This is a genomic window from Embleya sp. NPDC005971 (assembly GCF_040629175.1).
Taxonomy (GTDB): Bacteria; Actinomycetota; Actinomycetes; order Streptomycetales; family Streptomycetaceae; genus Embleya.
Map to the genome: position 1 here is coordinate 100,550 of NZ_JBEXUX010000002.1, position 15,527 is coordinate 116,076.

A 15,527-nucleotide genomic window follows, 5' to 3' on the forward strand; every position below is an offset into this window, starting at 1 on the left:
TCTGTTGGCAACGGTTGGGGGAGTTCCCGGTGGAGGATGTCGACAAGCTCCGCTCCTACCTGCGACGCGCCGTCGGCGACGCGCAGGTATTGCGCGAGCGGGTGCGCGAACTGGAGGAGTCCGCTCGCGAGCCGATCGCGGTCGTGGGTGCGGGGTGTCACTTCCCGGGTGGGGTGACGTCCCCCGAGGGGCTGTGGCAGGTCGTGTCCGACGGTGTGGACGCGATGGGCGACTTCCCCGGGGACCGCGGCTGGGACGTGGAGGCGCTCTACGACCCGGACCCCGAGGCGCGCGGGAAGACGTACACGCGTTCGGGCGGATTCCTGAGCGATCTAGCGGAGTTCGACGCGCCGTTCTTCGGGATCAGCCCGCGCGAGGCGCTGGCGATGGATCCGCAACAACGGTTGATGCTGGAGACGACCTGGGAGGCGCTGGAACGGGCGGGCATCGACCCGGCCCGGCTGCGCGGTTCGGCGACCGGGGTGTTCACCGGGATCTACGCGGTCGACTACGGCCCGCGGCTGGGCGGCGGGGCGGCCGCCGAGGTGGAGGGTTTCGGGATCGCCGGGACGTACACCAGCGTGGCCTCGGGCCGGGTGGCGTACGTACTGGGTCTGGAGGGCCCGGCGGTGTCGATCGACACCGCGTGCTCGTCGTCGCTGGTGGCGGTGCACCAGGCCGTGCGGTCCCTGCGAGCGGGCGAGTGCACGCTGGCACTGGCCGGCGGGGTGTCGGCGATGCCGACTCCCGGGATGTTCGTGGAGGTGGCCCGGCAGCGGGGCCTGTCGGCCGACGGGCGGTGCCGGTCGTTCTCGGACGCGGCCGACGGCACCGGCTGGGGCGAGGGCGCGGGTGTGCTGGTGCTGGAGCGGTTGTCCGAGGCGCGGCGCCACGGGCGTCGGATCCTGGCGGTGATCCGGGGCTCGGCGATCAATCAGGACGGCGCGTCCAACGGGCTGACCGCGCCGAGCGAACTGGCGCAGCGGCGGGTGATCCGAGCGGCCGTGGCCGACGCCGGGCTGTCGCTCGCCGACGTGGACGCGGTGGAGGCGCACGGGACCGGTACGAAGCTGGGCGACCCGATCGAGGCGGAGGCGCTGCTGGCCACCTACGGGCAGGACCGGGACGGCGACAGCCCCCTGTGGTTGGGCTCGCTCAAGTCGAACATCGGCCACACCCAGGCGGCGGCGGGCGTCGGCGGGATGATCAAGATGATCATGGCGATGCGCCACGGGGTGTTGCCCGGGACATTGCATGTGGAACGCCCGACCCCGCACGTGGACTGGTCGACCGGCGCGGTGGAACTGCTGACCGAGGCCAGGGAATGGCCCGGCGCACCCGGGCGGCCCCGGCGCGCGGGCGTGTCGTCCTTCGGGGTCAGCGGGACCAACGCGCACGTCATCCTCGAAGAGGCACCCGAGGCACCCGAGGCACCCGGATCGTCCGAGGCCCCCGGCCCGGGCGTCGCGCCCCGTCCGGCCCGGGACCCCGTCGCCGGCCGGGTGTCGACCGGCGCCGCCGGGACCGTGCCGTGGGTGTTGTCGGGGCGCTCGGCGCAGGCACTGCGCGACCAGGCGTTGCGGCTGCGGGACGCCGTGGCCGCCGACCCGGGCCTGTCGGTCGCGGGCGTGGGCCGGGCGCTGGTGACCACCCGCTCGTTGTTCGAGCACCGTCGGGTGGTGCTCGGCGCGGACCGGGACGAGCTGCTCGCCGGCCTGACCGCCGTGGTCGAGGGCGCCCGCAACCCGGTCGGGGTGGTGTCCGGAGTCGCCGGACCGGTCGGTCGGACGGTGTTCGTGTTCCCCGGCCAGGGGTCGCAATGGGCCGGGATGGGGCGGGAGTTGTGGGAGTCGAGCCCGGTCTTCGCGGAGCACGTGCGCGCGTGTGCGGACGCGCTGGAGCCGTGGGTGTCCTGGTCGTTGATCGACACCGTGTGCGGCGGGCCGGACGCGGCGGACCTGGATCGCATCGACGTCGTCCAGCCGGTGCTGTTCGCGATGATGGTCTCGCTCGCACAGGTGTGGCGTTCGCTCGGGGTGAGCCCGGACGCGGTGATCGGGCACTCCCAGGGGGAGATCGCCGCGGCCTGCGTCGCGGGCGCCCTGACCCTGCCGGACGCGGCCAGGATCGTGGCCCTGCGGTCCCGTCTGCTGGCCACGACCGCACAGGACGGCGGCATGGCCGGGATCGTGGCCTCCGAGGACCGGGTGCGGGAGTTGCTGGAGCCGTGGCGGTCCGAGGTCGCGATCGCCGCGGTCAACGGGCCGTACTCGACCACCGTCTCGGGTGCGGCGGCGGCCGTCCGGGAGCTGATCGCGCATTGTGAGTCCCAGCGCGTTCGCGCTCGCTGGATCCCGGCGAGCGTGCCCGGGCACTCGCCGCTGATGGACCGCTTCGAGGAGCGACTCCGGGACGAGCTGAGCGGGATCGAGCCCATGTCCGCGCCGGTGGCGTTCCACTCGACGGTGACCGGTGGGCCGCTCGACACGGCGGAGTTGGATGCGGCCTACTGGTTCCGCAACCTGCGCGAACCGGTTCGGTTCGAGGCCGGCATCACGCGTCTCCTCGAACAGGGGCACGGTGCGTTCATCGAGGTCGGCGCGCACCCACTGCTCACCGTCAACATCCAGGCGATGCTCGACGCCACCCCCGGTTCCGCCGCGGTGGTGGTGGGCACGCTGCGCCGGGGCCAGGGCGGCTGGGCGCGGTTGTACCGGTCCGCGGCCGAGGCGTTCGTGGCGGGCGTCGCGGTCTCCTGGGAGGCGGTGCTCCCGGACCGGGACGGCCGGTGGGTCGACTTGCCCACGTACGCCTTCCAGCGGCAGCGCTATTGGCTGAACACACCCCGGGAGGGCACCGCCGAGAGCACCTCGGACCACCCGCTGCTCGATGCCGTGATCGGGTTGCCCGACGACGGCGAGCGCGGTGGCCTGGTGGCCGGCGGGCGGCTGTCGTTGCGACGCCACCCGTGGCTCGCCGACCACGTCGTGCACGGTGCCGTGCTGGTGCCGGGAGCGGTGCTGGCGGAGCTGGCGGTGTGGGCGGCGGCCGAGGCGGGGTTCGACGTGGTCGACGAACTCGTCGTGGAGACACCGTTGGTGTTGTCCCGGACGGCCGATCGCGAGATCCGCGTCGTGATCGACGGCAAGCGGGCGATCGGCGTGCACTCGCGGGGCGAGGGCGAGGCCGAGTGGACGCGCAACGCCGTCGGCGTGGTCGGGTCGAACTCCGGAGCGACCCACCGCGAGGACGACCTCGTGGTGTGGCCGCCGGCGGGTGCGGTCGGCGTGCCGGTCGCGCAGGAGTACGCCCGGTTGTCCGCCCTCGGGTTCACCCATGGGCCCTCGTTCCGTGGCCTGAAGCAGCTCTGGCGTCGCGGCGACGACCTCTTCGCGGAAGTGGAGTCGCCCGCGCCCGACGGCGCACGGCCGGGCGGATTCCGGATCCACCCGGCGTTGCTGCACGCCGCGTTGCTCCCGACCGGGGCGGGGCGACCCGCCGACGAGTCCGGGCCCCAAGGGTGGCTGCCGTACCGCTGGACCGGGATCCGCCTGGCCGCCGCCGCGCCGACCACGCTGCGGGTGCACCTCGCGGGCGTGGGGGAGGACACGCTGTCCGTCACCTTCGCGGACGGCGACGGAGTGCCGGTCGGCGGCGTCGAGTCGTTGACCCTGCGGCCGGTGGATGTCGAGAAGCTGACCGAACTCGGCTTCGACCGGCGGGACTCGTTGTTCCGGGTGGACTGGGTGCCCGTCGCGATGCCGCCGGTTTCGAGCCCTGCCGAGCAAGCCCGGTACGCGGTGCTGGGCGGGTCCGACGCGCCGGCCGCGCTGCCGGGACCGGGCGGAGCGGTGTTCGCCGACCTCGACGAACTCGCCGCCTCCGGCGCGGTGATCCCGCCGATCGTGATCGCCGGCATCGATCCGGTCGGCCCGGACGGCGGCGACACCCCAACCGTCGTCGAGCACAACCTGCACCGGGTGTTGCGGTGGACGCAGGGCTGGCTCGCCGACGACCGGTTCGCCGACTCGCGGCTGGTCGTGGTGACGCGGGACGCGATCCACGACGAGCGGGGCGCGCAGACCGATCCGGCCGCGGCCGCGATCTGGGGATTCGTCCGCACCGCGCAGACCGAGAACCCGGGCCGGTTCACCCTCCTGGACACGGACGGCCTGCCCGCTTCGTGGCCGGCCGTCCCGGCGGCGATCGCCACCGGGCAGGCCCAGCTCAGGATCCGCGCCGGCCTCGTGAGCACCCCGCAACTGGTCCGCGCCCCCGGCGGCTCCCTCGGCCCGGCGGCGGACCGTCCCGGCCTCGGCTCCGGGACGGTGCTGATCACCGGCGGTCTCGGCGGCCTGGGGGCGATGCTCGCCCGGCACCTGGTGGCACGACACGGGGTGCGCCGGTTGTTGCTGGTCGGCAGGCGGGGACCGGCATCACCGGCGGCGGCGGGGCTGCGGGCGGAGCTGACCGAGGCGGGGGCGCACGTCGAGATCCGCGCGTGCGACGTCACGAACCGCGCCTCCGTCGCCGAACTGGTCGCCGCGGTGCCCGACGAACACCCGCTGACGGCGGTGATCCACTGCGCGACCGTGCTGGACGACGGAGTCGTGGAGGCGTTGACCGAGGACCGGCTGGACGCGGTGCTGGCCCCGAAGGCGCACGGCGCCTGGTACCTGCACGAGGCGACCCGGCACCTGGACCTGTCCGCGTTCGTGTTGTTCTCCTCGATCGCGAGCGTGCTCGGCACGGCCGGGCAGGCCAACTACGCGGCGGCCAACGCGTTCCTCGACGGCTTGGCGCAGGCCCGTCGGGGCGCCGGAGCGGCCGCGATCTCGTTGTGCTGGGGCTACTGGGCGCAACGCACCGAGGCGGGCGCCGACCTCGGCGAGTCCGACATCGTGCGCCTGCAACGCCAGGGCGTGCGGCCGATGTCCTCGCGCGAGGGGCTCGCGCTGTTCGACGCGGCGATCTCGCGCGACGAACCGGTGCTGGTGCCGGCGCGACTGAACCTCCCGGCGCCGGGCACCGCGCCCGCGGGTCCGGCGCCGTCACCGCTCCTGCGCGAACTGCTCGGCACACCGGCCGATTCCGTCGGTTCCGTCGATGCGGACACTTCGCAGGCGGAGGACATCGCACTCGCGCGGCGGGTCGCCGCGCTGCCGCCGGCCGACGCCGAGGCGGTGTTGCTGGACGCCGTTCGGGCCCAGACCGCGATCGTCCTCGGCCATGCCGGCACCGGACGGGTCGGCCCCGACGCGGCCTTCAAGGATCTCGGCATCGACTCGCTGATGGCACTGGAGCTGCGGAACAGGCTGGCCGAGGCGACCGGCTTGAAGCTGCCCGCCACACTCGCGTTCGACCAGCCGAATCCGAGCACTCTCGCCCGGTTCCTGTCCGCGGCCCTCGCCCCCGACTCCGGCGCGGACCCGGAGTCCGCGGCCGAACGCCTGACCAGGGAGATCGAGGGACTGGGCGCCCGGCTGGCGGACGCGTTCGACGGGCTCGCGGCGCCGGACAGGACCGCCATTGCCACGCTGCTCGGCGAACTACAGGGCCGGGTACGGGCGATGGCGAGCGATGCATCGCCGGTCGGCATCGTCGACCGGATCGGTTCGGCCTCGGCGGGAGAGCTTCTCGCGCTGCTGGACAAAGAGCTCGGCTAGGGGAGAGCGATGACGAACGACAACAACGCCGATGTTCTCGACTACCTCAAGCGCACATCGATCGAGCTGATCGAAACACGCCGGCGCCTGAAGGAGCTGACCGAGGCCGCTGCCGAGCCCATCGCGGTCGTGGGTGTCGCCTGCCGCTACCCGGGCGGGGTGGAGTCCCCGGAGGCGCTGTGGGAGCTGGTGCGGGCGGGCCGGGACGCGCTGTCGGACTTCCCGGACGACCGCAACTGGGACCTGGCGGCTCTGTACGATCCGGATCCGGACCGGCCCAATAGCTGTTACACCCGCTCGGGCGGGTTCCTGCACGACGCGGGCGACTTCGACGCCGAGTTCTTCGGGATCAACCCGCGCGAGGCGCTGGCCGCGGACCCGCAGCAGCGGTTGTTGCTGGAGTCCTCGTGGGAGGCGCTGGAACGAGCCGGCATCGACCCGCAGACCCTGCGCGGCAGCGACACCGGCGTCTTCGCCGGGCTGGCGTACTTCGGGTACGGGAACCACCTCTTCACCCCCGAGAGCATCTCGGGCTACGCGCAGACCGGTTCGCTGCTGAGCGTGGCGTCCGGGCGGGTGGCCTACGCGCTGGGCCTGGAGGGGCCGGCGGTGTCGACCGACACGGCGTGCTCGTCGTCGCTGGTGGCGGTGCACCAGGCGGTGCGGTCGCTGCGGCAGGGGGAGTGCGGGCTGGCCCTGGCCGGGGGCGTCACGGTGATGGCGACGACGCAGGTGTTCCGGGAGATGTCGCGGCAGCGCGGTCTGGCGGTGGACGGCCGATGCAAGGCGTTCGCCGACGCGGCGGACGGCACCGGCTTCTCCGAGGGCGTCGGCATGCTGGTGTTGGAACGGTTGTCGGACGCGCGGCGCAACGGGCGGGCGATCCGGGCGGTGATCCGGGGCTCGGCGATCAACCAGGACGGCGCTTCCAACGGCTTGACCGCGCCCAACGGGCCGGCCCAACAGCGGGTGATTCGGGCGGCGTTGGCCGACTCCCGGGTCCAGGCGAGCGAGGTGGACGTGCTGGAGGCGCACGGCACCGGGACCACGCTGGGCGATCCGATCGAGGCGCAGGCGCTGCTGGCCACCTACGGGCAGGACCGCGATCCCGATCGGCCGCTGTGGCTCGGGTCGTTGAAGTCGAACATCGGCCACGCGCAGGCGGCGGCCGGCGTCGGCGGGATGATCAAGATGATCATGGCGATGCGACACGGGACGATGCCCGCGACGCTGCACGTGGACCGCCCGTCGACGCACGTGGACTGGTCCGCCGGGGCGGTGGAACTGCTGACCGAGGCCCGGGAATGGCCGAACACCCCGGGACGACCCCGGCGGGCGGGCATCTCGGCCTTCGGGGCCAGTGGCACCAACGCCCACCTGATCCTGGAGGAGGCGCCCGAGGAAACGCCCGTGCCCGACGCCGCCGACCCGGGTATCGACACCGGGTTGGTGCCGTGGGTCGTCTCGGCGCGGTCGGCGGACGCGCTGCGGGCGCAGGCGCGGCGGCTGCGTGCCTTCGCCGCCGCCGACGCGTGCCTGGAACCCGCCGACGTGGGGCGTTCGTTGGTGGCCGATCGGGCCCGCTTCGAGCATCGCGCGGTGGTGCTGGGCGGTGATCGGGACGAGTTGCTGAGCGGTCTGGCGGCGTTGGCCGACGGCGCGGAGTCCGCCGCGGTGGTGCGCGGCGTCGCCGGGGACCTCGGTGCGACGGTCTTCACGTTCCCCGGGCAGGGATCGCAATGGACCGGTGTGGCACGGCGGTTGTACGACACCTTTCCCGTATTCGCGGACGCCCTCGACGAGGTCTGCGCCCGCTTCGACAGCCGGTTGCCCTTCGCGCTGAAGCCCCTGCTGCTCGCCGACGAGCCCGCGGCCCGCGATCGCACCGACATCGCGCAGCCGGCGCTGTTCGCCCTACAGGTCGCCCTGTACCGGCTCATGGTGCGGTTGTGCCGCGAGCCGAAGTACCTGATCGGCCACTCCGTCGGCGAGATCGCCGCCGCCCACGTGTCCGGCGTCCTCGACCTGGACGTCGCGACCAGGCTGGTGGCCGCCCGCGGACGGATCATGCAGACGGTCACCGAACGCGGCGCCATGCTGGCGGTACGCGCCTCGGCGGACGAGGTGGCCGCGCTGCTCGGCGGGTACGACCGGGTCGGTATCGCCGCCGTCAACGGCCCGGAATCGGTGGTGCTCTCCGGCCTTCGCGACCAGGTGCACGAACTCCGGGACCGGCTCGTCGCCGGCGGCACGTCGGCGAAACCGCTCGACGTCGACCACGCGTTCCACTCCCCGCTGATGGACCCGATCCTGGCCGAGTTCGCCGAGGCGATCGGCGAACTGCCCCCGGGCCGCCTGTCGATCCCGATCGTCTCCACCAGGACGGGCCGCGAGGCCACGATCGAGGAGTTGACGTCCGTCGCGCACTGGGTGAACCACGTCCGCGAACCCGTTCGCTTCTTCGACGCGGTGGAACACGCCCGCGCGGCCGGCGCGGACGTCTTCGTCGAAGTGGGACCCGGAGCGACCCTCACGAGCATCACCACGGAAGCCTTCGCCGCCCAGGGAGTGCACGACGCGGTGGTCGTGTCCTCGTCGCGGCGCAACCGCGCGGCGGTGCCCGCGCTGCTGGACACGTTGGCCCGACTGCACGTCCGGGGCGGATTCGTGGACTGGGAGGCCCTGTTCGGATCGCGCCGGCGGGTGGACCTGCCGACGTACGCGTTCCGACACGAGCGCTACTGGCTGGACTTCCGGGCCGGGACGGGCACGGCGGACGTGGCCTCGGCCGGCCTCGCGGCCCCGGCCCACCCGCTGCTGGGCGCCGTACTGGAGCACCCGGGCACCGGCGAGGTGGTGTTCACCGACCGGTGGTCCCTGCGGACCCACGACTGGCCGGCCGATCACGCCGTGTTCGGTGCGGCCGTCGTACCGGCGACCGCCTACCTGGACCTGGCGCTGTCGGTGGGCGAGGTCCTCGGCTGCGCCGCGATCGAGGAACTCTCCCTGGAGGTTCCGCTGGTGCTGCCCGACTCGGGCGACGTGCAGGTACGGATCGTCGCCGGCGCGGCGGACGAGACGGGACACCGCTCCCTGGACGTCTACTCGCGACCCGACCCGGCCGCCCGCACGGTGGACGGCGCGACCGCGGGCGGCTGGACCCGGCACGCGACGGGCGGCCTGGCGCCGAGCGCGGCGCGGCCGATCGCGCGGACCGAGGACGCCCCCGCCCCGACCGTGTGGCCGCCGGTCGGGGCACGCCGGCTCGACGTCGCGGGTCTGTACGACTCGTTCGCGGACGCGGGCTTCGACTACGGCCCGACCTTCCGCGGCCTGCGCGAGGTGTGGCGGCGCGGGGACGACCTGTTCGCACTGGCCACGCTGCCGGACCCCGCCGAGACCGGCGGGTACGCCCTGCACCCGGCACTGCTCGACGCCGCGCTGCACGCGGTGGTGGCCGGCGGGGTCATCGAGGTGACCGACGGCCGGGGCTGGATGCCCTTCTCCTGGTCCGGAGTGGACCGGGTCGGCGCGTGCGGCGCCACCGTACGGGTCCGGATCTCCCCGGCCGGCGAGGGCGCGGTGTCCGTGGCGATCGCCGACGAGCACGGCCGCGCGATCGCGCACGTGCGGGCGCTGACCTTTCGACCGGCGAGCGCCGAGCAACTGCGCGCGGCACGCGGCGGGAACGAGCAAGCGCTGTTCGAGGTGCAGTGGCGCCCGGCTCGGCCGGGCCCGCCGGAAAGCCGGCCCGAGCGGTGGGACGTGCTCGGCACGCCGGACGGACAGGCCGCGCGCCTGGCCCGGACCGGCGCCGAGAGTGTGGCGTTCCACGCGTCCATCGACGACGTCCTGGCCGGGGAGGCGCCCCGACACCTGGTGCTGTGCCTGGACGACTTCCTGGTCGCCGCCGACGCCGACCCGTTCGCCACCGTCGGCGGCACCGACATGCGCGTGCTGGCCTGGGCCCAGCGCTTCCTCGCCGAGGAGGTGCTCGCCGAATCCACGCTGGTGCTGCTCACCCGCCTGGCCGTGGACACCGGCGGCGGGGAGCGCGTCGAAAGCCTCCCCGGCGCGTCCGTATGGGGCCTGATCCGCTCCGCCCAGACCGAGCACCCCGGCAGGTTCCGACTCGTGGACGTCGACGACGAGGAAGCCTCCTGGGCACACCTCGCGAACGCGCTCGCCCTCGACGAGGAGCAACTGGCCCTGCGCGGCGACGCGCACCTCGTCCCGAGGATGACGGCGACCGAGACCGCGAACCATCGGATCGAGCCACCGGCGCACGGCGCCCACCGGCTGGGCATCCCGATCAAGGGCACGCTGGAGAACCTGACCTGGATTCCCTGCCCCGAGGTGGAAGCACCCCTCACCGGTGGGCAGGTGCGCGTCCGCGTGCACGCCGCCGGGCTCAACTTCCGGGACGTCACGATCGCCCTGGGACTGGTGGAGCGGACCGCCATCGACGCCGGGATCGGCAGCGAGGGCGCCGGAACCGTACTGGAGGTGGCGGACGACGTCACCGGCCTGGCACCGGGCGACCGGGTGATGGGCATCTTCTCCGGCGCCTTCGGCCCGGTGGCCGTCGCCGACCACCGGCTGCTGATGCCCATCCCCGACGGGTGGAGCTACGCCGAGGCGGCGTCGGTGCCCGGTGCCTACCTCACCGCCTACTACGCCCTGTTCCACGTGACGAAGCTGGAAAAGGGCCAACGCATCCTCATCCACGCCGCGGCGGGCGGCGTCGGGATGGCCGCCGTACGACTGGCCGGGCACGTCGGCGCCGAGATCTACGCCACCGCGAGCCCGGCCAAGTGGGCCACCCTGCGCGGTCTGGGTCTGGACGACGAGCACCTGGCATCGTCGCGGAACCTGGAGTTCGCGGAGAAGTTCCTGGACTCCTCCGGTGGTCGCGGCGTCGACGTCGTGCTCAACTCCCTCGCGCACACCTTCGTCGACGCCTCGCTGACGCTGCTCCCCGAGGGCGGGAGCTTCGTCGAGATGGGCAAGACCGACATCCGCGATCCCGGGCGGGTGGCGGCCGATCACGCCGGGGTCGACTACCGGGCATTCGACCTCTACGAGGCCGGCCCGGACTCGATCCACGAGATGTTCCGGGCCGTCATGGAACTGTTCGCCGACGGACGGGTACGCCCGAACCCGATCTCGGTCCGCGACATCCGCGACGCGCGCAGGACGTTTCGCGAGATGAGCCAGGGCCGGCACATCGGCAAGCTGGTCTTCGACCTGGGCGACGGCTTCGGCGGGGGGACCGTTCTGGTCACCGGCGGGACCGGCGGCGTGGGCTCCCTGGTGGCCCGCCACCTGGTCACCGAACGCGGAGTGCGCAGCCTGGTACTGCTCAGCCGGCGCGGCATCGCCGCCGAGGGCGCCGCCGAACTGCGGTCGGAACTGGCGGCGGCCGGCGCCACCGTCACCGTCGTGGCCTGCGACGTCGCGGACCGGGCCGCCCTGGCCGCCGTGCTCGCGGACATGCCCGGGCGATACCCGCTGACCGCGGTCGTGCACGCGGCGGGCGGCCTCGCCGACGGCACCCTGGAGTCACTGACCGCGGAGAGCCTGGACCGGGTGCTGCGGGCCAAGGTCGGCGGTGCGATCAACCTGCACGAACTGACCGCGGACCACACCCTGACGGCGTTCGTGCTCTTCTCCGCCCTCGCCGGCACACTCGGCACCGGAGGCCAGGCCAACTACGCGGCGGCGAACGGCTTCCTGGACGGATTGGCGGCGCAGCGCCGGGCATCCGGCCGGGTCGGCACGTCGCTGTGCTGGGGCTGGTGGGAACAACGCACCGGAATGACCGAGGACCTGGACGCGGTCGACCTCTCCCGGATCCGGCGGCTGGGCATCGCCGAGATGCCGACGGCCCAGGCCCTGGACCTGTTCGACACGGCGTACGCGATCGACAAGCCCGTGCTCATCCCCGCCCGACTGGACCCGGCCGCACTGCGCGGCAGGAGTGCCGACGAACTGCCGCTGCTCCTGCGCGACCTCGTCGCCGGCGCCCTTCCGGCCCGCAACCGGTCGGGCGGCACCGGGGACGGTGGCTCGCTCGGCCTGCCCGCCCGGCTGGCCGGCCTCGCCCAGGACGAGGCGGACACGGTCGTGCTGGACTGGATCCGCGATCAGGTCGCCATCGTGCTGGGCCACCCCTCCGGCGCGGTGGTGGACGCCGACCGGGCGTTCACCCACCTCGGATTCGACTCGCTGACCTCGGTCGAACTGTGCAACCGACTGGCCTCCGCGACCGCACTGCGGCTGCCCTCCACCCTCGTCTTCAGCTACCCGACACCACGCGAGCTGGGTCGGCACGTCCGCGGCCTGCTGCGTGCGACGGAGCAGCCCGGCTCGGCCGAGGACGCGCGGATCCGGGACGTGTTGCGCAACGTGCCGATCGAGCGGCTGCGCAGCGCGGGAATCCTGGAACTGGTCCTGGCCTGCGCCGATTCCCCGCACCCGGACGCCGACGGGCAGGCGCCGGACACGGAGGCCGATCCGGGTGAACTGGCGGCCCTGGACCTGGAAGCACTCGTCGACCTGGCTCTGGATGAGAGGGGCAAGTGACCATGAACAACGCCGCGGATCGCCCGGCGGACGGCGCGGACCGGGTCCAGCGGGCGCTGCGCACGCTGCTGGAGGAGCGGGACCGCCTCCGGCAGGAGAACGACGCGCTGAAAGCGGGCCGGGTCGAGCCGATCGCCGTGGTGGCGATGGCCTGCCGCTATCCGGGAGGGGTGTCCTCGCCCGAGGAGTTGTGGGACATGGTCCGCGACGGCGTGGACATGGTGGACGAGTTCCCGGGCGATCGTGGCTGGCGGGACGTGTACGACCCGGACCCCGACACGGTCGGCAGCTCGTATGTACGGCACGGCGGATTCCTGGCGGACGTGGGCGACTTCGACGCGGAATTCTTCGGCATCAGCCCGCGTGAGGCGCTGGCCATCGATCCGCAGCAGCGCCTGCTGTTGCAGACCTCGTGGGAGGTCTTCGAGCGGGCGGGCATCGTTCCCGCCGAGGTACGCGGAGCCGACGTCGGCGTGTTCACCGGGGTGAGCTCGACCGAATACGGCTGGCGCTTCCTGGAGGGAGGCAAGAGCGAACTGGAGGGCTACCTGCTGCACGGGAGCGCGCTGAGCGTCGCGTCCGGCCGGGTGGCGTACGAACTGGGGCTGACCGGGGCGGCGGTGACCGTGGACACGGCGTGTTCCTCCTCGCTGGTGGCCCTGCACCTGGCCATGCAGTCGCTGCGGTCGGGCGAGTGCTCGCTCGCGCTGGCGGGCGGGGCGTCGGTGATGTCCTCGCCCGCGATCTTCGTGGAGTTCTCCCGGCAGCGCGGCCTGGCCGCCGACGGCCGGTGCAAGTCCTTCGCGGACGGGGCCGACGGCACCGGCTGGGCCGAAGGGGTGGGCGTGCTGCTCCTGGAGCGGTTGTCCGACGCCCGCCGCAACGGCCACCCGGTGCTCGCCGTCGTTCGCGGTACGGCGGTGAACCAGGACGGGGCCAGCAACGGGCTGACCGCGCCCAACGGTCGCGCCCAGGAGCAGGTGATCCGACAGGCACTGGCCAACGCCGGAGTCGCGGCCGCCGAGGTGGACGCGGTCGAGGCGCACGGCACCGGCACCGTGCTGGGCGACCCGATCGAGGCGGGTGCGCTGCTGGCGACCTACGGACAGGACCGCTCCCCGGACCGGCCGCTGTGGCTGGGATCGATGAAATCCAACATCGGCCACGCCCAAGCCGCCGCCGGGGTCGCCGGGGTGATCAAGATGGTGATGGCCATGCGCCACGGCTTCCTGCCCGAGACCCTGCACGTGGACAAGCCCTCCCGGCACGTGGACTGGTCCTCCGGCGCGGTCGAACTGCTGCTGGCGGGACGGACCTGGACGCCGGCGCACGGTCCGCGCCGGGCCGGGGTGTCGTCGTTCGGAGTCAGCGGCACCAACGCGCACGTGATCCTGGAGGAGGCGCCGCCCGCGGACCCGGACGAGCGTGCTCCGAGCCCGGGCGTGGTCGGCGGGCTGGTGCCGTGGGTGTTGTCGGGCAAGAGCGCGGCGGCCGTGCAGCGCCAGGCGGGCAGGCTGCGCGATTTCGTCGCGGCCGATCCGGACGCGGATGTCGGCGACCTGGGTCGGTCGTTGTGGTCGAGCCGCTCCCGGTTCGAGCATCGGGCCGTGGTGCTGGGCCACGATCGAGACGAACTCCTGGGCGGGTTGGAAGCGTTGGCCGACGGCGTGGAGTCCGCCGCGGTGCTGCGCGGGGCCGCCGGCAAGCTCGGCGGCGTGGTCTTCATGTTCCCGGGACAGGGCTCGCAGTGGGTCGGCATGGGCCGGCAACTGCACGACACCTTCCCGGTCTTCGCGCGCACCCTCGACGAGTGCGCGGCCGCGCTGGCCGAGTGGGTCGACTGGTCGCTGCTCGACGTGCTGCGCGAGGTGCCGGGTGCGCCCACGCTGGATCGGGTGGACGTGGTGCAACCGGCGTTGTTCTCGGTGATGGTGTCGATGGCCGCGCTGTGGCGGTCCTGGGGTGTGGAACCGGCCGCGGTGGTGGGGCACAGCCAGGGCGAGATCGCCGCCGCGCACGTGTGCGGCGCGTTGTCGTTGCGCGACGCCGCCAAGATCGTGGCGCTGCGCAGCAAGGCTCTGGTGGACCTGATCGGACACGGCGGGATGGCGTCGGTGGTCGAGTCCGCGGACCTCGTGGCGGCCCGGCTGACCCCGTGGAAGGACCGGGTGAGCATCGCCGTCGTCAACGGACCTCGTTCGGTGGTGGTTTCCGGAGAACCGGACGCACTCGACGAATTCGTCGAGAAGATGAAGGCGGAAGGCGCCCAGGCCCGCCGAATATCGGTCGACTACGCCTCGCATTCCCACCAGGTGACCCGGGTCCGCGAACGGGTGATCACACCGCTGTCCGACGTGCGGCCGAAATCCTCCGCACTGCCCTTCTACTCCACCCTGTACGGCGAAGTCATCGACACCGCAAAGCTGAACGGCGAATACTGGTACGACAATCTGCGGGAGAAAGTCCGCTTCGAATCCTCCGTCCGCCGGTTGATCGACGACGGGTTCCGGGGGTTCATCGAGATGAGTCCGCACCCGGTGCTGACCGTCCCGGTGCAGGAGATGGTCGAGGACCTGGACGACGCGGTGGTGCTGGCCTCCTCCCGGCGCGATCGCGGCGAGGTCGCGGCCGTGCTCGGCTCGCTGGCCCAACTGCACGTGCGCGGCGGGGCGGTGGACTGGGACGCCCTGTTCGGGACCCGCCGGCGGGTGGAGCTGCCGACCTACGCCTTCCGGCGGCAGCGCTACTGGCTGAACTCCGCGCCCGCGGTGGTCGCGGCCGAGGAGCCCGCGCCGCAACCGCCCGCGACCGACGACGACCCGGTACCCCTGGCCGACCTGCTGCCGACCCTGTCCGAGGACGACGCGAGGACGCGCGTGCTGGAACACGTGCTGGAGCGGGTCGCCGTCGTGCTGGGCCACCCCTCCGCCGAGACGATCGAACCCGACCAGGAGTTCAAGGACATCGGCTTCGACTCGCTGCTGTCGGTGGAGCTGAGCAAACGTCTGGCCGCGACGACCGGACTCAAGCTGCGGGCGAACCTGGTGTTGCGACACCCGACACCGAGACTGATCGCCGGGCACATCATCTCCTCGATGGCCGACCGCGCGCCGCGATGAGCGCGGCGCCGCGGGCGCTCCCCGGTCCGCAGGACCGTCCCGCCGGCGGGACATCGCACGTTCGCGCGCGGTGTGCCCTGTTCCGGCACCCGTTGTCTTGACCGGCCGATCCACCTCCGTGAGTGTGGAGGTGATCTGCGAATTCCTCAGGTTCCCG

The 15,527-nt window shown here is 73.2% G+C and carries 3 protein-coding genes; all 3 read left to right on the top strand.

The window, feature by feature from the left end:
• Positions 1–29 precede the first annotated feature (29 nt).
• Genes ABZ374_RS03445 through ABZ374_RS03455 form a run of 3 tightly spaced genes read left to right on the top strand, consistent with a single transcriptional unit; the run spans position 30 to position 15,370 of the window.
• Positions 30–5,666 carry an SDR family NAD(P)-dependent oxidoreductase gene (locus ABZ374_RS03445; protein WP_360305639.1) on the top strand — a complete coding sequence of 1,879 codons (5,637 nt, stop codon included), beginning with the start codon at positions 30–32 and terminating at the stop codon, positions 5,664–5,666.
• A gap of 9 nt (positions 5,667–5,675) precedes the next feature.
• Positions 5,676–12,251, top strand: a complete 6,576-nt coding sequence (locus ABZ374_RS03450; protein WP_360305641.1) for a type I polyketide synthase — start codon at positions 5,676–5,678, stop codon at positions 12,249–12,251.
• Between the two features lie 2 nt (positions 12,252–12,253).
• Positions 12,254–15,370, top strand: a complete 3,117-nt coding sequence (locus ABZ374_RS03455; RefSeq protein ID WP_360305643.1) for a type I polyketide synthase — start codon at positions 12,254–12,256, stop codon at positions 15,368–15,370.
• Positions 15,371–15,527: the final 157 nt, after the last annotated feature.